This window comes from Pseudomonas sp. CP-1 (genome assembly GCF_021213715.1).
Lineage (GTDB): Bacteria > Pseudomonadota > Gammaproteobacteria > Pseudomonadales > Pseudomonadaceae > Pseudomonas > Pseudomonas aeruginosa.
Genome location: NZ_JAJQKY010000013.1, coordinates 61,672 through 82,209 on the forward strand (window position 1 = coordinate 61,672; position 20,538 = coordinate 82,209).

18 protein-coding genes and 1 pseudogene are annotated in these 20,538 nt (G+C 67.4%); 3 read left to right on the top strand and 16 right to left on the bottom strand.

The features are described from left to right. The 9 genes from glgB to LT948_RS23000 all read right to left on the bottom strand — a co-directional run bounded on the left by glgB (position 1) and on the right by LT948_RS23000 (position 11,903). On the bottom strand, positions 1-2,199 hold the full coding sequence (glgB, locus tag LT948_RS22965; protein ID WP_023091850.1) for a 1,4-alpha-glucan branching protein GlgB: 2,199 nt from the start codon (positions 2,197-2,199) through the stop codon (positions 1-3). Beyond that, on the bottom strand, positions 2,196-5,498 hold the full coding sequence (gene treS, locus LT948_RS22970) for a maltose alpha-D-glucosyltransferase (RefSeq protein WP_073657398.1): 3,303 nt from the start codon (positions 5,496-5,498) through the stop codon (positions 2,196-2,198). The genes glgB and treS overlap by 4 nt, the downstream gene beginning before the upstream one ends. Positions 5,499-5,508: 10 nt before the next feature. Beyond that, positions 5,509-7,503 (bottom strand): alpha-1,4-glucan--maltose-1-phosphate maltosyltransferase, encoded by a 1,995-nt coding sequence (locus LT948_RS22975; protein ID WP_034083709.1) that lies wholly within the window; start codon positions 7,501-7,503, stop codon positions 5,509-5,511. A gap of 143 nt (positions 7,504-7,646) precedes the next feature. After that, complete coding sequence (gene ku, locus LT948_RS22980; RefSeq protein WP_019371816.1) at positions 7,647-8,528, bottom strand: non-homologous end joining protein Ku; 882 nt, start codon at positions 8,526-8,528, stop codon at positions 7,647-7,649. Positions 8,529-8,550: 22 nt separating this feature from the next. Next, a complete protein-coding gene (locus tag LT948_RS22985) occupies positions 8,551-8,793 on the bottom strand; it encodes a hypothetical protein (RefSeq protein WP_003088922.1) in 243 nt (80 codons plus the stop codon). A 13-nt stretch (positions 8,794-8,806) separates the two neighbouring features. Further along, on the bottom strand, positions 8,807-9,298 hold the full coding sequence (locus tag LT948_RS22990) for an MgtC/SapB family protein (RefSeq protein ID WP_003088919.1): 492 nt from the start codon (positions 9,296-9,298) through the stop codon (positions 8,807-8,809). Further along, positions 9,295-9,429, bottom strand: a complete 135-nt coding sequence (locus LT948_RS33205) for a PSPA7_2676 family Cys-rich small protein (protein WP_003088917.1) — start codon at positions 9,427-9,429, stop codon at positions 9,295-9,297. Before LT948_RS33205 ends, LT948_RS22990 begins: the two co-directional genes overlap by 4 nt. 96 nt (positions 9,430-9,525) lie before the next feature. Beyond that, a complete protein-coding gene (gene katE, locus LT948_RS22995; protein WP_003088914.1) occupies positions 9,526-11,655 on the bottom strand; it encodes a catalase HPII in 2,130 nt (709 codons plus the stop codon). Positions 11,656-11,735: 80 nt separating this feature from the next. Next, entirely contained in the window at positions 11,736-11,903 is a 168-nt protein-coding gene (locus tag LT948_RS23000) for a general stress protein (RefSeq protein WP_003088912.1), read from the bottom strand. A 248-nt stretch (positions 11,904-12,151) separates the two neighbouring features. On the opposite strand from LT948_RS23000, the gene LT948_RS23005 reads away from it, so the two are divergent. Both LT948_RS23005 and LT948_RS23010 read left to right on the top strand, forming a co-directional pair. Next, a complete protein-coding gene (locus tag LT948_RS23005; protein WP_003088911.1) occupies positions 12,152-12,316 on the top strand; it encodes a hypothetical protein in 165 nt (54 codons plus the stop codon). Positions 12,317-12,401: 85 nt separating this feature from the next. Continuing rightward, a complete protein-coding gene (locus tag LT948_RS23010; RefSeq protein WP_003088908.1) occupies positions 12,402-12,800 on the top strand; it encodes a hypothetical protein in 399 nt (132 codons plus the stop codon). 6 nt (positions 12,801-12,806) lie between these two features. Here the strand turns inward: LT948_RS23010 and LT948_RS23015 are convergent, their stop codons facing one another. Beyond that, positions 12,807-15,245, bottom strand: coding sequence for a glycogen/starch/alpha-glucan phosphorylase (locus LT948_RS23015; protein WP_003088906.1), 2,439 nt, complete (start codon positions 15,243-15,245; stop codon positions 12,807-12,809). Positions 15,246-15,297: 52 nt separating this feature from the next. Then, positions 15,298-15,585 carry a DUF2513 domain-containing protein gene (locus LT948_RS23020; protein WP_003088904.1) on the bottom strand — a complete coding sequence of 96 codons (288 nt, stop codon included), beginning with the start codon at positions 15,583-15,585 and terminating at the stop codon, positions 15,298-15,300. A gap of 255 nt (positions 15,586-15,840) precedes the next feature. Here LT948_RS23020 and LT948_RS23025 point away from each other — a divergent pair, with 255 nt between their 5' ends. Next, positions 15,841-16,017, top strand: coding sequence for a hypothetical protein (locus LT948_RS23025; RefSeq protein WP_169057975.1), 177 nt, complete (start codon positions 15,841-15,843; stop codon positions 16,015-16,017). A gap of 19 nt (positions 16,018-16,036) precedes the next feature. On the opposite strand, the gene LT948_RS23030 is transcribed toward LT948_RS23025, so the two are convergent. From LT948_RS23030 to ligD, 5 genes and pseudogenes are all read right to left on the bottom strand, one after another. Beyond that, positions 16,037-16,897 carry an SDR family oxidoreductase gene (locus LT948_RS23030; protein ID WP_003109865.1) on the bottom strand — a complete coding sequence of 287 codons (861 nt, stop codon included), beginning with the start codon at positions 16,895-16,897 and terminating at the stop codon, positions 16,037-16,039. Then, positions 16,894-17,441, bottom strand: a pseudogene (locus LT948_RS23035) (CinA family protein). The gene LT948_RS23030 and the pseudogene LT948_RS23035 overlap by 4 nt, the downstream one beginning before the upstream one ends. Before the next feature lie 10 nt (positions 17,442-17,451). After that, positions 17,452-17,691 carry a metallothionein gene (locus LT948_RS23040; protein WP_003088895.1) on the bottom strand — a complete coding sequence of 80 codons (240 nt, stop codon included), beginning with the start codon at positions 17,689-17,691 and terminating at the stop codon, positions 17,452-17,454. A gap of 19 nt (positions 17,692-17,710) precedes the next feature. After that, positions 17,711-17,926, bottom strand: a complete 216-nt coding sequence (locus tag LT948_RS23045) for a PLDc N-terminal domain-containing protein (protein ID WP_003088893.1) — start codon at positions 17,924-17,926, stop codon at positions 17,711-17,713. A gap of 75 nt (positions 17,927-18,001) precedes the next feature. Beyond that, positions 18,002-20,524, bottom strand: coding sequence for a DNA ligase D (gene ligD, locus LT948_RS23050; protein ID WP_023095706.1), 2,523 nt, complete (start codon positions 20,522-20,524; stop codon positions 18,002-18,004). Between the last annotated feature and the right edge of the window lie 14 nt (positions 20,525-20,538).

Genomic DNA, 20,538 nt, shown 5'->3' on the forward strand with positions numbered 1-20,538 from the left:
TCAGCCGGCCGGACGCAGCAGCAGCGTGCCCAGCGGCGGCAGGTCGAGCAGCAGCGACTGCGCCTGGCCATGGGCGCCGCACGACTCGCTGGAGACGCGGCCCTGGCTGCCTGAGCCGGAACCGGCGAACGCCTGGGCGTCGCTATTGAGCAGCACGTCCCAGTCGCCGCCTTGCGGTACGCCGATCCGATAGCCCTGGCGCGGCACCGGGGTGAAATTGTGTACCGCCAGCAGCGATGGCTCGCCGGCCGCGTGGCGCAGCCAGGCGTAGACACTGTTCGCCTGGTCGTCGCCGATCAGCCATTCGAAGCCGAGCGCCTCGCCGTCGCGCGCATGCAGTGCGGGGAGTTCGCGGTACAGCCGGTTGAGGGCCGCCACCAGGTCCTGTACGCCCTGATGCTCCGGATAGCGCAGCAGGTACCAGTCCAGTTCGCCGTCGTGGTTCCACTCGCGCCACTGGCCGAACTCGCAGCCCATGAACAGCAGCTTCTTGCCCGGGTGCGACCACATGAAGCTCAGGTACAGGCGCAGGTTGGCGAACTTCTGCCAGCGGTCGCCGGGCATCTTGTCCAGTAGCGAGTGCTTGCCATGTACCACCTCGTCGTGGGAGATCGGCAGGATGAAATGCTCGGAGAAGGCGTAGAGCAGGCCGAAGGTCAACTGGTGGTGGTGATAGCGCCGGTGCAGCGGGTCTTCGCTGATGTACGCCAGGCTGTCGTGCATCCAGCCCATGTTCCACTTATGGCTGAAGCCCAGGCCGCCCTCCGCCACCGGACGGCTGACGCCGGGCCAGGCGGTGGATTCCTCGGCGATCACCAGCGCGCCGGGGGTTTCGCTGGCGACCACCTGGTTGAGGTGATGGAGGAAGTCGATGGCCTCCAGGTTCTCCCGGCCGCCATGGCGGTTCGGCAGCCATTCGCCTTCCTTGCGCGAATAGTCGCGATAGAGCATCGAGGCCACCGCATCCACCCGCAGGCCGTCGACGTGGTAGGTGCGCAGCCAGTGCAGCGCCGAGGCCAGCATGAAGCCGTGCACCTCGCTGCGGCCAAGGTTGTAGATGTAGGTATCCCAGTCCTGGTGGAAGCCTTCGAAGGGATGTTCGTACTCGTACAGCGCCGTGCCGTCGAAACGGCCCAGGCCGTGGGCGTCGGTGGGAAAATGCGCCGGCACCCAGTCGAGGATCACGCCGATGCCGGCCTGGTGGCAGGCGTCGACGAACGCGGCGAAGTCCTCCGGCGTGCCGTAGCGCGCGGTGGGGGCGAACAACCCGAGCGGCTGGTAGCCCCAGGAGCCGCCGAAGGGATGTTCCATCACCGGCATCAGCTCGATATGGGTGAAGCCGAGCTGGCGCACGTAGGGAATCAGCTCCTCCGCCAGTTCCGACCAGTGCGGCGGCCGGCCGTCGCGGTGGCGCCAGGAGCCGGCGTGGACTTCATAGATCGACAGCGGTGCCGCATAGCCCTGGCGCTCCGCGCGCCGGGCCAGCCAGTCCTGGTCGCGCCACTCGTGGCGCAACGCCGCGCAGGTCTTCGAAGCGGTTCCGGGCGGCGTCTCGCAGGCCAGCGCCAGGGGGTCGGCCTTCAGCGGCAGGAGGCCGTCGTGGCCCTGCAACTCGTACTTGTACAGTTCGCCCTCGCCGAGGCGCGGGACGAACAGTTCCCAGACGCCGGATGGATAGCGTCGTCGCATCGGGTGACGGCGCCCGTCCCAGCCGTTGAAATCGCCGACCACCGAGACGCGCACGGCGTTCGGCGCCCAGACCGCGAAGCGCACGCCCTCCACGCCTTCGTGACGGGTCAGTTGCGCGCCCAGGCAGGAGGCCAGTTGGCGGTGGTTGCCTTCGGCGAACAGGTAAAGGTCGAGTTCGCCGAGCAACGGCCCGAAGGCATAGGGGTCTTCGCTTTCCTGCACGCCGTCCGGCCAGTGCACGCGCAGGCGGTAGCGCGGCGGTAGGCGCTCCAGGCGGCGCTGGAACAAGCCGCTGCCGGGGTCGCTCTGCTCCAGTTCGGCGAGCGTCGCGCCGTCTTCGTCGAGCAGCTCGACGCGCTGCGCGCCGGGCAGGTAGGCGCGCAGCACGCCGCCTTCGCCGCCGGGGTCGCGCTGCGGGCCGAGGAAGGCGAATGGATCGCCCTGCAGGCCGCGCTGCAGCTTGTCCAGCTCCAGTTGCCAGCGTTCGCGTTCGGACATCGGTTCGCTCATCGGTTCTTGCCCTTCAGGAAGTGTTCGGTGAGTTCGGCCAGACCGGCGAGAGGCACTTCCAGCCAGACGGGGCGGTAGTCGGCTTCGTAGAGCAGTTCGTAGGCGGCCTTTTCCAGGCAGGCCAGGGCCAGCGCCGCGCCCTCGCCTTCGCGGCCGTGCCAGGCGTGCGCGAGGCCCGCTGCGGCGGCGCGGTAGCCGACCAGGAAGGCGTCGCGGGCTTCGCTGCGATAGCGCATGGCGACCTTGCGCCGGGCGCTGTCGGCCTGTTCCGAGCTATCGGTGCTCTGCGCGTTGCGCAGGACCATCGCCGCCGCGTAGTCGAACGAGCGCAGCATGCCGCCGACGTCCTTCATCGGACTGTGGCGCTGGCGGCGCTCTTCCAGGCTGCGCGCCGGCTCGCCCTCGAAGTCGATGAAGCGTGCGTCGCCCTGAACCATCAGCACCTGGCCCAGGTGCAGGTCGCCGTGAACCCTGATCAGCAGCCCGCCGGCTGCCTGCCGGGCCAGCAGCGGCAGGCGTTCGAGCAGCACCGGCAGGCGTTCCAGCAGGCGCCGCGCCTGTTCCGCCGCCTCGCCCTGCAACGGCCGTGGCGGCTCGCTCAGGCGTTTGCCGGCTTCGCGCAACTGTTCGGCGATGCGCAGCGCCCAGGCCTGGACGCTGGCTTCGTCGCTCTCGCGGCTGCCGAAGGCCGGATCGTCCGACTCGCCGGCCAGTACGCTGTGCATCTCGCCGAGCCGGGCGCCGAGGTTGGCGGCGAAGCCGCGCAGTTCGGCGAGGCTGTCGTATTGCCCTTCGAGCGCCTCGCTGGCCGCGGATATCTCGTCGCGCACGGCTCGCTCCAGGTTGTCCAGGGTCCAGTTCCAGGCGTCGCCCTGGTTGTTCAGGTAGCCCTGCAGGATCATCAGCGTGTGCGGCTCGCCATCCGCGCCGACCCGCCGTACCTCGCCGAGCAACGGGGCGATGCCGGGGTAGCCGTGGCGGGTCAGGTAGCCGCCGACCTCGATTTCCGGGTGCAGCCCCGGAAGGATCTTGCGCAGCACCTTGAGGACCATGCGCTCGCCGAAGCGGATCGAGCTGTTGGACTGTTCCACCGAGAACGGCAGGACGTCTTCGTCGGCGATGTCGTCCAGTTCCGCCAGTCCCGCCGCCGGGATGAACTGGATCTCGCCGTCGCCGTGGGCGATCACCGCCTCGGCGCGGAGTTGCGCGAGGACCTTGCGGGCGAACAGCGGCAGGCTGGCGGCGTCGGTCAGCAGGCCGACCTTGCGCCCGCGCCGCAGGCGCGCCAGGGCCAGCAACTGAGGCAGGCTGTCGCCGCGCTGGTCGGCGTCGAGGAAGCCCAGCGGCAACTGGTAGCGCAGCCCGTCGATCTCCACTTCGCACAGCGCACAGCGCGGCTCCGCCTCGTCCAGCGGAACGATGTAGCAGAGCCGTGGTTGGCCTTTCTCGCCGGCGAACCAGCGGCGCTTCGGCAGGTAGGCCGGCAGTGTCTCGCCTTCCAGGATGTTCCGCGATGCGCCCTGCAGCAGCTCGCCGAGGCGCTGCTTGACCACCAGGGTCGGCAGTTCCGGCAGGCGCTCGTCGGCGGCCACGTGCCAGCTCGGCATCTGCGTCGCGTCGGCCAGGTAGAACCAGTAGAAGCCGTAGGGCGGCAGGGTCAGCAGGTAGGTCAGCTCGCCGATCGGCGGGAACGACATGCCGCCGATCATCTCCACCGGCACCTTGCCGGCATGGCTGGCGAGGTCCAGTTCCACCGCCTGGGCCGCGCGCGACAGGTTGGCCACGCAGAGGATGCTGTCCTGCCGTTCGCCCTCGGCGTATTCGCGCAGGTAGGCGAGGATCCGTCGGTTGCTCGGCGCGAGCATCTTCAGGCTGCCGCGGCCGAAGGCCTTCTGCTGGCTGCGCACGGCGAGCAGGCGGCGCATCCAGTTGAGCAGCGAATGCGGGTCGCGCGCCTGCGCCTCGACGTTGATCGTCTGGTAGCCGTACAGCGGGTCGAGGATCGGCGGCAGCACCAGCTTCGCCGGGTCGGCGCGGGAGAAGCCGCCGTTGCGGTCCACCGACCACTGCATCGGCGTGCGCACGCCGTCGCGGTCGCCGAGGTAGATGTTGTCGCCCATGCCGATCTCGTCGCCGTAGTACAGGGTCGGCGTGCCCGGCATCGACAACAGCAGGCTGTGCAGCAGCTCGATGCGCCGCCGGTCACGCTCCACCAGCGGCGCCAGGCGCCGGCGGATGCCCAGGTTGAGGCGCGCGCGGCGGTCGGCGGCATAGTGGTTCCAGAGATAGTCGCGCTCGTCGTCGGTGACCATCTCCAGGGTCAGCTCGTCGTGGTTGCGCAGGAAGATCGCCCATTGGCAATTGGCCGGGATGTCCGGGGTCTGGCGCAGGATGTCGGTGATCGGATAGCGATCCTCCTGGGCGATGGCCATGTACATGCGCGGCATCAGCGGGAAGTGGAAGGCCATGTGGCATTCGTCGCCCTCGCCGCCATCCTCGCCGCCGAAGTACGGCCGGGTGTCTTCCGGCCACTGGTTGGCCTCGGCCAGCAGCATGCGGTCGGGATAGTGCGCGTCCAGCTCGGCGCGGATGCGCTTGAGCACCTGGTGGGTCTCCGGCAGGTTCTCGCTGCTGGTGCCGTCGCGTTCGATCAGGTAGGGAATCGCGTCCAGGCGCAGGCCGTCGACGCCCATGTCCAGCCAGTAGCGCATCACCCCGAGCACCTCGCGCAGGACCTGCGGGTTGTCGAAGTTCAGGTCCGGCTGGTGGGAATAGAAGCGGTGCCAGTAGTACTGTTGGGCTACCGGGTCCCAGGTCCAGTTGGACTGCTCGGTGTCGATGAAGATGATCCGCGTACCCTGGTATTTCTCGTCGCTGTCCGACCAGACGTAGTAGTCGCGGGCGCGCGATCCCTTCTTCGCGTGGCGGGCGCGGATGAACCAGGGATGCTGGTCGGAGGTGTGGTTGATCACCAGCTCGGTAATCACCCGCAGACCGCGTCGATGGGCCTCGGCGATGAACCGGCGGGCGTCGGCGAGGCTGCCGTAGTCGCTGTGCACGCCACGGTACTGGGCGATGTCGTAGCCGTCGTCGCGGCGTGGCGACGGGTAGAACGGCAGCAGCCAGAGAGTGTTCACGCCGAGGTCGGCGATGTAGTCGAGCTTCTCGATCAGCCCGGCGAAGTCGCCGATGCCATCGTTGTTGGCGTCGTAGAAGGATTTCACGTGGACCTGGTAGATCACCGCGTCCTTGTACCATTGCGGGTCGTTGAGAAAGACCGGTTTCTCGCGTCTGGCCATGGGTTTCTCCTTATGCGTCGACGCGCCGCACGCGCCAGATGCCGAACGGCAGGTGCCAGGGTTCGATGCGCATCCACTGGACCTTGCCGTGCCAGACCCAGCGATGCCCGTTCATCAGGTCCTCGCCCTGGAGGCTGGCGTCGTCGGGCAGGCCGAACTCCCACAGCGGCAGTTCGAAATGCGCCTCCTGGGCTTCGTGCGGGTCCAGGCAGACCGCCACCAGGACGAAGTTGGCGAGGTCCGCGGTGCGCTTGCCGAAATACAGGATGCGGTCGTTCCAGGCGTTGTAGGCCTGGAACCCGAGGTGCGTCTGCAATGCCGGGTTTTCCCGGCGGATGCGGTTGAGCCGGGCGATCTCGGCGACGATGTTGCCCGGCGCCTGGTAGTCGCGCGGACGCAACTGGTATTTCTCCGAGTCGAGGTACTCCTCCTTGCCCGGCAAGGCCGCCGCCTCGCACAGCTCGAAGCCGGAGTACATGCCCCACAGCCCCGAACCCATGGTCGCCAGGGCGGCACGGATGAGGAAGCCGGGGCGGCCGGAGCTTTGCAGGAACCAGGGATTGATGTCCGGGGTGTTGACGAAGAAGTTCGGCCGGTAGCAGTCGCGCCAGGGTGGCTGGTTGAGTTCGGCGAAGTACTCCGCCAGTTCCTGCTTGTCGTTGCGCCAGGTGAAATAGGTGTAGCTCTGGCTGAAGCCGACCTTGCCCAGGCGCGCCATCATCGCCGGACGGGTGAACGCCTCGGAAAGGAAGATCACCTGCGGATGGCGGCCGCGCACTTCGGCGATCAGCCACTCCCAGAACGGCAGTGGCTTGGTGTGCGGGTTGTCGACGCGAAACAGCGTCACGCCCTGCTCGACCCAGCCCAGCACCACGTCGCGCAAGGCTTCCCACAGGCTCGGCAGGGCCTGTTCGGCGTAGAAGTCGACGTTGACGATGTCCTCGTACTTCTTCGGCGGGTTCTCCGCGTAGCGCAAGCTACCGTCCGGACGCCAGGCGAACCAGCCGGGATGCTCGCGCAGCCAGGGGTGGTCGGGGGAGCACTGGATGGCGAAGTCCAGCGCCAGTTCCATGCCGTGCTCGCGCACCGCAACGAGCAGCCGGCGGAAATCCTCGCGGTCGCCCAGTTCGGGATGGATCGCCTCGTGGCCGCCCTCCTCGCTGCCGATCGCATACGGGCTGCCGGGGTCGCCGGCCTCGGCACGCAAGGAATTGTTGCGGCCCTTGCGATGGGTGCGGCCGATGGGGTGGATCGGCGGGAAATAGAGAACGTCGAAGCCCATCGCGGCGATCTGCGGCAGGCGCCGGATCACGTCGTCGAAGGTACCGTGGCGTGTCGGGTCGCCGCTTTCCGAGCGAGGGAACAGCTCGTACCAACTGGCGAAGCGCGCCAGCGGTCGCTCCACCTCCAGCGGGTATTCGCGGCTGCGCACCAGGTGCTCGCGCGGGCCGACCAGACGCAACAGTTCGCCGGTCTGCGCCGCCAGCCACAGCGCCACCCGCTCCTCGACGCTCTGGCAGGCCTGCAGGCGTTCGGCCAGCGGCGCACAGGCGGCGGCGATCTCCAGACCGCCGCGCTCGGCGCAGCGCCGCAGCAGTTCGTCGCCCTCGCGCAGCTCCAGGTCCAGCGGCAGGCGCGCGCCATGCTTGGCACGCAGTTCGCGGCGGTAGCCGGCAAAACGGTCGATCCAGGCTTCGATACGGAAGTACAGGCGGCCGCAGGGCGGCGTGCGCAGCTGCGCGCTCCAGAAATCGTTGCCTTCGGGCAGTAGCGGCAGGCGCCGCTCCGCGGTTTCCCCGACACGCCGCCAGACCACCTCGGCACCGAGTACCTCATGGCCATCGGTGAAGATTCGCGCGGCCAGGCGCAGGTCGCGGTCGCTCTCGGTCTTCGCGGGATAGGCGCCCTCTTCCACCACCGGGCTGACCGACTCGATGGCGATACGGGGCTGCTGGATGGCGATGACCAGCGGATCATCGTCGCTGTTGCGGACAATCGAACTCATCGAGGCGCGCTCCTCCGGGACGTGGGTTCGGCGATGGGTCGCGAGGCTTCCGCCGGCCTCGAATGGCCGGCGGCGCGGACGATCATTGATTCCGAGCCCGCCGGCGACCGATTGGTTCAGGTTGATTTACCCAGCGGCTCGCCTCAGGCCTTGCGCCGCGAACGCGAGGCACCGGACTTGGCGCGTCCCTTCGCGTCGGCCCCGGCCTTTTCGCTGCCCTTGTCCTTGCCGCCGCCGGCGCGGGAACGCAGGCTGCGCTTGAGCAGGTCGGTGAGATCGATGATGTCGGCGCCCTTGCCGGCCACCTCCTCCTCTTCCTCCACCGCGTGCAGCTGGCCCTTGGCGGCCTTTTCCTCGACCAGCTTCATGATCTTGTCGCTGAAGCTGTCCTTGTATTCGTCCGGCTCCCAGTGGGAGGCCATGTCCTCCACCAGGCGCTTGGCCATCTCCAGCTCGCGCTTGTCGAGTTTCGCCTCGGTGACGCTTTCGTCCAGCTCCAGGCCATCCAGGCTGCGCACCTGCGACGGCCAGCGCAGAGTGATCAGCACCAGGGCGTCCTCTAGAGGCCGCAGGAGCGCCAGGTGCTGGCGGGTGTGCAGGACGACGTTGGCCAGGGCGACCTTGCCGGTGCGCTCCAGGGTCTCCCGGAGCAACGCGTAGACCTTGCCTCCGCGCCGGTCGGGGGCCAGGTAGTACGGGGTATCGAAGTGCTGCAGGGGAATTTCCTGGCTATCGACGAAAGCGAAGATCTCGATGGTCTGGGTCGACTTGGGATGCGCCGCGCGGATTTCTTCCTCGCTCAGCACCACGTAGCGGCCCTTTTCGTACTCCACGCCCTTGACGATGTTCTCGCGCTCGATCTCCTTGCCGGTGACCTTGTTCACCCGTTTGTAGCCGACCGGCTCCATGCTGCGCTGGTCGAGCCAGTCGAAATCGATGCCCTGCGACGAGGTCGCCGCCGACAGGCTCACCGGTATATGCACCAGGCCGAAGCTGATCGCGCCTTTCCAGATCGCACGCGCCATGCCGGTTTCCTCCTCTTGATGGTTACAGCGTGCCGCCGTCCGCGTAACGCACGCGGCCGTCGGCGGCGATGTCGGTGATGCGCTGGAGCAGGTTGTCGGCGGCGGTCTCGGCGTCGCTCAGGCAACTGCAACCCGGGGTCACTACCCACAGCATGCGTACCGCCGCGCCACGCCGCTTGGGCTGATAGAGGATCAGGCCGACCGGCTGGCAGCGCTCCTGCATCGCGTCGGTCCAGGCGGTACAGGCGTCGAAGTCCTTGAACATGACGGAACTCTCCTCAATGGCTATCGGAAGATGGCGGCGAACGGTTCAGGCAGGCCAGGACATGCAGCACCAGTAGCGCCAGGACCGTCCCGAGTACCGCGGTACCCTGGTGACCGAGTCCGACCGCGACGCCTATGGCGGTGCTGGCCCAGAGTCCCGCCGCGGTGGTCAGGCCCCTGACCCGGCTTTCCCGACCTGCCTTGAGGATGGTGCCGGCGCAGAGGAAGCCGATGCCGGCGACGGTGCCCTGGATCACCCGGCTCAGCGCGTCCGCCCCGCCACCCTGCAATTGCAGCGGCATGACGAACAGCGCCGCGCCGAGGGTTACCAGCATGTGCGTGCGCAGGCCGGCGGCCTTGCCGCTCTGCTCGCGCTCGTAGCCGAGTACCGCGCCGAGCGCCGCCGCCAGCAGCAGGCGCAACGCGGCGCGGGCGGTCTGCTCGAAGTCGGCGAGATCGGCGAACTCCTCGCCGAGGATCTTCCACAGCGTCTCCCAGGCGCTCATCGGCGTTGTATCCCGCTGTAGCGCAGGGCACCGCAACGCAGGCAGCGCTCGCAGTCGAAGGTTTCCTCACCCAGTCGCAACGCCGGTTGCCGGCACCAGTCGCAACCGCCGATCAGGCAACGCAAGGTCATCCGGGTCCTCCCGCCGAATCGCTCGGCCAGCCGCCCTTTCCAGCTGTGACCGACGAGACGACGGGAAGGTGCGATCGGATTCGCCAGCGGCGCTCCTCAGGCGGGGATCGCCTTGGTCGCCGCCTCGCGCTGCCAGATCCGGTGCTGCATCAATGCCTGGCGCAGACCGGGGAAGACATCGGTGGCCGTGGCGCCGAGCACCACGCCGGGGTCGCCAGGCAACGAAAGCTGGCTGGCCAGCGCCTGGGCATCGCCAGCGAAGGCCACTGGCTTCAGGTGCTTGTAGGCTTCCAGCAGGTAGTGCAGACCGCGTCCGTCCGCGCCGATGGCCTGGCTGCTGGCCGCGCCACCAGGCACGAAGACCGCGTCGAAGGCTACCGACGGCAGGCCGTCCCAGGTTCCCTCCGGGATCAGTTCGGCACCGTTTTCGGCCTGCACCGGCGAAGCGCTGGGGGCGATCAGCTTGGCGTCCGCGCCCTCCTGTCGGAGCGCGTCGCGTAGGTCGCTGACGTCGCTCTCGGCGACGCCGTCGGCGATCAGGATCGCCACCTTGCGCGAACGGATGTCGCCGGACAGCAGGTTCATCTGGCTCAGCGCCGGCGACGGCTTCGGCTGCGGTGCCGGGTTGGCCGGCGCGGCGAGCTGCACACCGACGTTCGCCGCGACCCTGGCGGCCAGTTGCGGATCGATGTTGAGGAGTATCTGGTTGACTTCGCGCTCACGGATCGATTGCCGCTCGACCTTGGACAGTTCGAAGCTGTAGGCGGCGACGATATGCGCCTGCTCGGCCTCGCTCATGCTGTGCCAGAACAAAGCGGCCTGGCTGAAATGATCGGCGAAGGAGTCGGCGCGCTTGCGCAGCTTGCTGCCGCTGACCGGCTCGTGGTAGCTGGAGAAGCCGCCGTTGCGCGCCGCCGGCGGGGTTTCCTTCGGCCAGCCGCCGTCGATCGAGTTCGGTTCATAGGAAGCCCGGCCGCGGTTGATGGTCTGCCGGTGCGGCGCGTCGCGCTGGTTGTTGTGGAACGGACACAGCGGGCGGTTGATCGGGATTTCGTTGAAGTTCGGCCCGCTCAGGCGCAGCAGTTGGGTGTCGGTATAGGAGAACAGCCGACCCTGCAACAGCGGGTCGTTGGTGAAGTCGATTCCGGGGACCAGGTGGCCGACGTGGAACGCCACCTGTTCGGTCTCGGCGAAGAAATTGTCGGGGTTGCGGTTGAGTACCATCCGTCCCACCACCCTTACCGGCACCAACTCCTCGGGCACCAGCTTGGTGGGGTCGAGCAGGTCGAAGTCGAAGCTGTCCTGCTGGTTCTCCGGGATCACCTGCAGGCCCAGTTCCCATTCGGGATAGTCGCCCTTCTCGATGTCCTCCCAGAGGGTCCGCCGGTTGAAGTCGGGGTCCTTGCCGGCGAGCTTCTGCGCCTCGTCCCAGACCAGCGAGCAGGTCCCGGACTTCGGTCGCCAGTGGAACTTGACCAGCACGCTCTCGCCGGCCGCGTTGACCAGGCGGAAGGTGTGCACGCCGAAGCCCTGCATGTTGCGGTAGGCGATCGGAATGGCGCGATCGGACATCAGCCACATGACCATGTGCGCCGACTCCGGGGTCAGCGAAACGAAGTCCCAGAAGGTGTCGTGGGCAGACGCTCCGGTGGGAATCTCGTTGTGCGGTTCGGGTTTCACCGCATGGACGAAGTCCGGGAACTTGATCGCATCCTGGATGAAGAACACCGGCATGTTGTTGCCGACCAGGTCGAAGTTGCCTTCGTCGGTATAGAACTTCACGGCGAAGCCGCGTACGTCACGCACCGTATCCGCGGACCCGCGCGGCCCCTGCACGGTGGAGAAACGCACGAAGACCGGGGTACGCTTGCCCGCCTCGGCGAGGAAGCCGGCCTTGGTCAGGTCGCTGAGGTCCTCGTAGGCCTCGAAGTAGCCATGCGCCGCCGAGCCACGAGCGTGGACCACGCGCTCGGGAATGCGCTCGTGGTCGAAGTGGGTGATCTTCTCGCGCATGATGAAGTCTTCGAGCAACGACGGTCCGCGCTCGCCGGCCTTCAGGGTGTTCTGGTTATCGGCGATGCGGGTGCCGGTATTGGTGCTCAGGGCCTCTCCGGTGGCGTCCTCGCGATAGGCCTCCAGCTGTTCCAGCTTGGCGTTGCTGTTGCCACGGTCGACGGTGTCGGTGCCGGCCGCCTGGCTGCGCTGCTCGTTGTTCTGCTCGCTCATCGGTTTCCTCTCCTCATCCTGGGCATGAAAATGGGGCGGATGCCTCCCTGCTCCGCCCCATTCACTTCACTGCGCGGTTATCAGTTCCCGCCGTGGCTGCGCTGGCCACCTTTCTTGCCAGCCTCGGAGGCCCGCTGCGGATCGTTCTTGAAGTTGCCGCCGCTGGCCTGGCCGCCCTTCTTGCCGGCCTCCGAAGCACGTTTCGGGTCTTCCGCGAAGTTGCCTTTACCACCTTGATGCTGTGCCATTTCTATTTCCTCCGAATAATCTCTTCAGAACAGATTTCATGGACGCATGCGTTGCGCATGCCCTAACTCTGAGAGGGTGTTTCGCCAGGGGTTCAGATTATTTTCAGCGAATGAAAGCGAAGCGTTTTGCCAGCATGTTTCGAGCGCAATCCATAGGGTTCAAAGATCCTTGCCTTATTCCATTGCCAGCATTGACAGAAATCCCAGAATTGCGTCAGATGAAAGCCCGCACATCTCGGAGGAGCACCATGAAACCCTACGAGCATCCGGCCTACAGCGATCCCGTGGTAAGCAACGAAGAACCCGATCGCGATTGCCATGAATGGAATTTCGAACCGGGAGACAGCGATCAGGAACCCTACCCCGAATATCATGGAGCGAATACCGAAGAAGCCCCAGGCGGAGGCACTTAATTATTCTTTTCTATTGCAACCCCTGACATTCCGATAGACCCATTCAATAATTAATCGTCGAACTTTAAAACAAATGGAACTCGCCATGGAAAACAGTGACGAAGTGCGATTCCAGCACTATTTCATTTCTCTCGTCGAACAGGTGGCGAAACCGCTTTTCGTCGACTCCTGCGAAGAGGCGCGCAGCTACGGCCTGGACTGCAACGTGGACCTCAACCTCGACGAGGACGGCCATCCTCGCCTGCGCCTGGAAGTCGGCGAGCCGGGAGGCGAGAAAAGCCACTACAGCCTGCTGGCGATTCCCGGCGAGCGGGTCATCCATCGCCAGTACCTGGCCGGGGCCCAGGAATGGCACAGCCTGCCGGCCGAGCTGGCGTCGATCAACCCGATGGTGCTGGACAGCGAGCTGGCGGTATTCTTCCGCCGCGCCTTCGACCTTCGCCTGGAGGGCCCCGAACGCCGTCACCCGGCCGGCTTCTGGTAAGGCCCTTCATAGCTTCCAGATATCCCGGGCGTATTCGCTGATCGTCCTGTCGGCGCTGAACCAGCCGATCCGCGCCACGTTGAGCAACGCCGAGCGCCACCAGCGATCGGGCTCGCGCCAGACTTCCTCGACCCGGCACTGCGCATGCCAGTAGGCCTCGAAGTCGGCGCAGAGCATGAAGCGGTCGTCGTGCACCAGGCCGTCCACCAGCCCTTCGTAGCGGCTGCGGTCGTCGGCCGAGAACAGCCCGCTGCGGATCGCCTCCAGGGCTTCCTCCAGCCGCGGCGAGGCCGCGATCACCCCGCCCATCTCCAGCTCCCCGGCTTGCCGGCGCTGCTCCACCTGCTGGGCGCTGAGGCCGAAGATGAACATGTGTTCCAGGCCGATCCGCTGGCTCATCTCGACGTTGGCGCCGTCCAGGGTGCCGATGGTCAGCGCGCCGTTGAGGGCGAACTTCATGTTGCTGGTCCCGGAGGCCTCGAGCCCGGCGGTGGAAATCTGCTCGGAGAGGTCCGCCGCGGGAATGATCGCCTCGGCCAGGCTGACGTTGTAGTTGGGCAGGAACACCAGCTTGAGCAGGCCGCGCACGGTGGGGTCGTCGTTGATGGTGCGGGCGATGTCGTTGGCCAGCTTGATGATCAGCTTGGCCTGGTGGTAGCTGGCGGCAGCCTTGCCGGCGAAGATCTTCACCCGCGGCACACGGTCGGCGGTCGGGTCGTTGCGGATCTCCTGGTACAGCGCCACGGTGTGCAGCAGGTTGAGCAACTGCCGCTTGTATTCGTGGATACGCTTGATATGCACATCGAACAGCGCTTCCGGCTCGATCGCCACGCCGAGGCTGTCCAGCACCAGGCGCGCCAGGGCGGTCTTGTTCTGCCGGCGCTGCTCGGCGAAGCGCGCCCGCAGCCTGGCGTCCTCGACGTGCTCCTCGAGGTCCGGCAGGCGCCGTTCCGGGGTGTCCAGCAGGTCGGCGCCGAGGGTCTCCACCAGCAGCTCGGTCAACCCCGGGTTGGCCTGGAACAGCCAGCGGCGGAACGACACGCCGTTGGTCTTGTTGCTGATGCGCTGCGGATAGAGGCGATGCAGGTCATGGAACACGGTTTCGCGCATCAGCTCGGTGTGCAATGCCGATACCCCGTTGATCTGGTGCGAACCGAGGAACGCCAGGTTGCCCATGCGCACCCGCCGGCCGTGGCCCTCCTCGATCAGGCTGACCGAACGCAACAGGTCGAAGTCGTGGATGTCCTGGGCACGCAGCGCGTCTATATGGAAGGCATTGATCAGGTAGATGATCTGCATGTGGCGCGGCAACAGGCGCTCCATCAGCGCCACCGGCCAGGATTCCAGGGCTTCCGGGAGCAGCGTGTGGTTGGTGTAGGACAAGGTCGCCACGCTCAGCGCCCAGGCGTCCGGCCAGGCCAGTTGGTGCACGTCCACCAGTTGCCGCATCAGCTCGGCGACGGCGATCGCCGGGTGGGTGTCGTTGAGCTGGATCGCCACCTGTTCCGGCAAGCTACGCAGGTCGTGATGATGGCGCAGGTGGCGGTCGAGCAGGTCCTGCAGCGAGGCTGAGACGAAGAAGTACTCCTGGCGCAGGCGCAGTTCCTGACCGGCCTCGGTGCTGTCGGCCGGATACAGCACCCGCGAGATGCTCTCCGCCTTGACCACGTCGACCACCGCGCCGATATGGTCGCCGGCGTTGAAACGGTCCAGTTGCAGATCTTCCTCGGCGCGAGCGCGCCACAGGCGCAGGGTATTGACGCTGGCACGCCGCCAGCCGACGATCGGCGTGTCGTAGGCGATCGCCCGGATCCGCTCGTCCGGCCGCCAGATGGCTCGGCCACTGTGCTCGCTGTCGACCTGCACGCTGCCGCCGAAGTCGATGTAGTAGCTGACCTCGGGTCGTTCGAACTCCCAGGGATTGCCGAAATCCAGCCAGGTCTCGGTCTGCTCCTGCTGCCAGCCGTCGGTCAGCACCTGGCGGAACAGGCCATGCTCGTAGCGGATGCCATAGCCATGCGCGGGAATGTCGAGGCTGGCCATGCTTTCCATGAAGCATGCCGCCAGGCGTCCGAGGCCGCCGTTGCCGAGCGCCGCGTCCGGCTCCAGGGCAACGATCCGCTGCAGGTCGACGCCCAGCTCGGCAAGGGCCTGGCGGGTTTCCTCGAGCAGCCCGAGGTTGCCGAGGTTGTCCAGCAACAGGCGACCGATGAGGAACTCCAGGGACAGGTAGTAGACCCGCTTGCGCGCGGGCGCTTCGCCTTGCGGGGTGGCCTCCTCCCAGTGGTCGATGATGTGGTCGCGCACCGCCAGGGCCACCGCTTCGAACCAGTCGTGCGGGCAGGCGGTGGATGGGTCGCGGCCGACGCTGTAGCGCAGCTTGGCGAGGATGCTGGCTTTCAGGGTCTGGACCGTGCTCGGGGTCTGGTCTTGGCTGTCGGGCATCGCCGGGCTTCCTTCCGGCCCGCCGCTGCAGGCCGGTGCTTGCGGGGTTTTCTCAGGCGCTCTTGCGTACCGGCACGGCGGCCGCCGCGCTTTCCTGGCGCAGGCGGTCGAGCAGGTCGTGGCCGGCCAGGGTCAGGTGGTGGACCACCCAGTGCTCCTGGCCGGTCCAGGAATGCTGGACGCTGCCGCAGAGCAGTTGCGCCTGGTTGAGCAACTGCAAGTGGTAGGCCACCGCCTCGCGGCAATGACCGGGCAGCTCGCGCGCTTCCCAGTGCTGGCCGAAGCCAAGGCTTTCCAGATGCTCCAGCAGATCCCTGATCAACCCCCAGTCGCGTTTCATCGCCGTGCTCCTTGTCTGCGTCGCGGCCGGCCGTTCCGGCTACCTAGAAGCGGAGTCGCGGCGGCCGCGATGGTTCATTCTTTTTCGCCGGCGGCCCGCCTGGGCCGCACGACGGAACCGCCGGGCGCCGGCGTCAGTCGGGAGGAATGTCGTTGCCAACGGTCGGTGCGCGAACTGGCGCGAGAGCTGGAGCGCAGCTTCACTGAGCAGTGACCTTTCCCGTATTCCGGCAGGAGCGCTCCGATGCAGGCTTTCATGGTTCATTTCTCAGACGCCGGACAACCCGGCCGGACCGTGCTCACCACTTTCGCGCCAACCCTCAGCACCAGCGAGGCGCACGTTCGCCTGCAACTCTGCTATCCCCTGCTGTTCCCGCAGCGTCTGAGCGCGGTGCGGGTCTACCCCCTGCTGCCGGCGGCGGCACGCGAGTGAACGCGGCCGCCGGGGCGCCTCAGCCGTTGACCACCGTACCGCCGTTGACGTGCAGCACCTGGCCGCTGACGTAGGACGAGTCGTTACAGGCCAGGTAGACGTAGCTGGCGGCCAGCTCTTCCGGCTGGCCGGGCCGGCCCATCGGCGTATCCGCGCCGAAGTGGGCGACCTTCTCGGCGCTGAAGGTGGACGGGATCAGCGGCGTCCAGATCGGGCCCGGGGCCACGGCGTTGACGCGGATGCCGCGGTTGACCAGGTTCATCGACAGCGAGCGGGTGAACGAGGTGATCGCGCCCTTGGTCGAGGAATAGTCGATCAGCTGGGGGTTGCCCTTGTAGGCGGTGATCGAGGTGGTGTTGATGATCGCCCCGCCCTTGCCCATCAGCGGCAGGGCCGCCTTGGTCAACTGGAACATGCCGAAGATGTTGGTGCGGAAGGTCTTCTCCCACTGCTCTTCGCTGATGTCCTCCAGGCGCGCCTGCGGATGCTGCTCGCCGGCGTTGTTGACCAACACGTCGAGGCGCCCCCATTTCTGCCTTAGCGTGTCCACCACCTGGCGGCAGAATCCGGCGTCGGCGACGTCGCCGGCGAACGCCAGGCACTGGCGGCCGAGCGACTCGATGATCTCGCGGGTCTTCGCCGCGTCTTCGTTCTCATCCAGGTAGACCAGCAGCACATCCGCCTTCTCGCGGGCGAAAGCCACCGCCACCGCGCGGCCGATACCACTGTCGCCGCCGGTGACCAGGGCCACCTTACCCTCCAGCTTGGCCGCCGGACGGTAATCGGCGGAAACGAACTCCGGCTTCGGCTGCATCTCGCTTTCGTGGCCGGGACGTTGGTCCTGGTGCTGCGCCGGCAGGGTCTGTCGCTGTTCGCTCATGGTGGTTTCCTCTCTGTCGGACGCCTCAGGCGCGTTCGCCGCGCAAGGCGCGTTGATGGAATTCAGGCAGGCGCCGCAGCGCCCAGCGGGTGGCTTCCCGGCGCATCCGCGCGGGGTCGCCGTGGAAGCGCTCGCGGCGCGAGAACAGGGCGAGGCCGGCGGGCAACCGGAAGGCCCAGGCGAAGCACACGGTACCGGGCGGGATGCCGTCCTTCGCTTCACTGCCGAGCAACCCCGTGACCGCCAGCGCGGCGCTCGCCGGACTGCGTTGCAGGGCCGCCCTGGCCATGGCCTCGGCGACCTCCACGCTGGTCAGGTTGAAACGCTCCAGCCAGTTCGGGTCGAGCCCCAGCAGGGCAAGCTTGGCCGCCGGCGAATAGACGACGAAGCCGCCTTCCATCACCTTGCCGCTGCCGGCCACCGCCGACAGTTCGGCGCTGATCTGCCCGGCAGTACAGGATTCCGCGGTGATCAGGCTGAGGTCGGCGCTACGCAGGTAGGCCACCAGGCGAGAGGCCTCGTCCGCGAGTTGCAGGTCGGGCATGGCACGCTCCTCAGGGCGAGATCGGGTCGCTGGCGGGAAAGGTCTCCTTCAACGCATCGTCCAGCTGGCGATCCTCCGCCACCTGGGGCCGGGTGGTGCCGCCACAGGGGCAATCGGCGTCGCCACACGGCTCGCCCTGGGGGTGGCCGCTGGCGCAGGCCGCGCAGCAATAGTGCTGGCCGTCGCGTTCGACGGCATCGGCGCCGGGCTGGCAGGTGCATTTGGGACAGGCACAGGTTTCGCTGTTCATGGGCAGTCTCCAGTGGGGTTCACTTGCTGTGTTCCGGTGAGGTCACCGGGCGCAAGCCACGGGGGCCGGTCCAGCCCCAGAGGACCAGGCCGAGCACGGGCAGGAGCAGGATCAGCAGCGACCAGCCGAGCTTGCGACTGGCGGAGCTGTCGCTGCGGAGCACGCTGTTGATGGCCCAGGCATCCACCAGGAGCAACAGGACCAGCAGCGCGAGGATCAGGTAGGCGGTATCCATCGGGGGCCTCCTCGGCATCTCGTTGCATGGTGGAGGCCCTGTGCGCCGGGGGAGTTCCGCCTTTTTCGCGGACGGTCAGCCGCGCCCGAGCTGGCGCCGCATGGCCGCGCTGATGCGCTGGCGGGTGCCGGCGTAGTCGGCCCAGGGATCGTCGCCGGCGAGTTCGTCGAGGCGCTGCGGCAGACTGCGCAGGTTCCATTGGTTGGCGCCCTGCAGCGAGTCGAGTTCCTCGCGGAACACCGGTACCGACACCGGCAACCCTTCGCGGGCACGCACCGAGTAGGCGGCCACGGTGCTGGCGCCGCGGCTGTTGCGCAGGTAGTCGACGAAGATCTTGCCGACCCGGTTGCGCGGCCCGGAAACCGCCGAGAAACGCTCCGGCATCAGGCGCGCCAAGTGCTGGGAGATGGCCTGGGCGAAATCCTTGACCTCGTCCCAGCCATGCCGGCGCTCCAGCGGCACCAGCAGGTGCATGCCCTTGCCGCCGCTGGTCTTGAGGAAGGCGCGCAGGCCCAGCTCGTCGAGCAACGTCAGGCTCAGCTGGGTCGCTTCGAGCATGCGCTTCCACGGCAGCGCCGGGTCCGGGTCGAGGTCGAGGACGAAACGGTCGGGCCGCTCCAGGTTGGCCAGGCTGGCGTTCCAGGTATGGAATTCGATGCTGCCCATCTGCACCGCGCCGACCAGCGCCTCGGCGCTGCGGATCTGCAACAGCGGCGGATGACCGGGATCGAGCGCCGGGTCGAGCTGGACGATGCCGGGGATCTTCAGGCGCGCCGCGTGCTTCTGGAAGAACAGTTCGCCGCCGATTCCGTCGGGGCCGCGCACCAGCGACACCGGGCGCTCGCGCAGGTCGCGCAGGAGCAGGTCGGCGTAGCGCGCATGGAACTCGGCGAGTTCCAGCTTGCTGGCCTGGATCGACGGGTCGATCAGCCGCTGCGGATGGCTGATGCGCACGCCGGCGGTGGCCGCCCGCGACGCACCGGCGCCGGCCTTGCGCGCGCCGCGCAGCGACGGCGGGCCGGCGGGACGCTCGCCGGTCACCTCGCGCGCCGGCTTGTCTTCGCGCAAGCCGTGGAACACTGCCTGGCGGATGATCCCGCCACGGGTCATCTGCGCATAGGAAACCTCGCACAGCTGTTGCGGGCGCACCCACTGCACCGACCCGGTCTCGCGCGCCGGCGGCACCTTCGCCAATGGGCTGGAGCGGACCGCGAGGGGTTCCAGGCGCTCACGGACCTTCTTCAGGCTGGCCGCGGTGAAGCCGCTGCCGACCTTGCCGGCATAGCGCAGCCGGCGCTCCTCGTCAGGGCTGTAGAGGCCGAGCAGCAAGGCGCCGATATGCCGGCGAGAGCCCTTCGGCTCGGTATAGCCGACGATCACGAACTCCTGGCGCAACTGGCACTTCAGCTTGATCCAGTCGTTGCTGCGGCGCGAACGGTAGGCGCTGCCCAGACGCTTGCCGATCACGCCTTCGAGACCGAGCTTGCAGGCGCTGGCCAGCAGGTCGCGGGGGTCTTCCGCGAGCGTCGCGGAGAACCGCAGCGGGTCTTCGTCGCGCCCTTCCAGCAGCGCCTCCAGGCGCGCGCGGCGCTCCTCCAGGGCGACATCGCGCAGATCCTCGCCTTCGTGGTACGGCAGGTCGAAGAGGACGTACAGGATGTTCTCGCCGCGACCTTCCTCGAAGGCGTTCTGCAGGGCCTGGAAGTCCGGTCGACCCTTCTCGTCGAGGACCACCAGTTCGCCGTCCAGCCAACTGCGCTGCAGACCGAGCCCGGCCAAGGCCTTCTCCAGGTGCGGCAGGCGTTCGGTCCAGTCATGGCCGTTGCGGGTCAGCAGGCGCACGCGGCCGTCTTCGATGCGGCTCATCAGCCGATAGCCGTCCAGCTTGAGTTCGTAGGCCCACTCCCCTCGCGGAGGCTGCTCGACCAGGCTGGCCAGCTCGGGGGCGATCCATTCGGGCATCGGCGTCTTCCCCCCGCTCTTGCCGCGTCGCGCCGGCCTGGCCGCGGGCGTGGCGGCTTCGCCATGGCGGGGCAGCAGCGTACGCTCGCTGAGCACGCTGTCGGGACGCTCCTTCAGCACGTCGAAGCGATCCAGGCTGCGCGCCTCGCCGTCCTTGGCCTTGACCAGGAACCACTGGGGCTGCTTGCCGCGCAGGTTGGTGCGGATCAGGTGCCAACGCCCGGAGAGTTTCTCGCCATCCAGGGCGAAGCTGAGATGGCCCTTTTCCAGGCCCTCGCGCGGATCGTCCAGAGGCGTCCAGGCGCCTCGGTCCCAGACGATGACATCGCCGGCGCCGTAGTGCCCCTGGGGGATGCTGCCTTCGAAATCGGCATAGTCCAGCGGATGGTCCTCAACCTGCACCGCGAGCCGCTTCACCGCCGGGTCGAGGCACGGCCCCTTGGGCACCGCCCAGCTCTTCAGGGTGCCATCCAGCTCCAGGCGGAAGTCGTAGTGCAGGCGGCTGGCGTCGTGCTTCTGGACGCAATAGCGGAGCAGACCGGTGCTGTCCTTGCGAGGCTTGCGGCCGCTGGGCTCCGGGGTCTGGCGGAAATCGCGCTTGCGGGCGTACTCGGCGAGCGGCTTGCTGCTGGGCATGGTGGGCTCCTCGG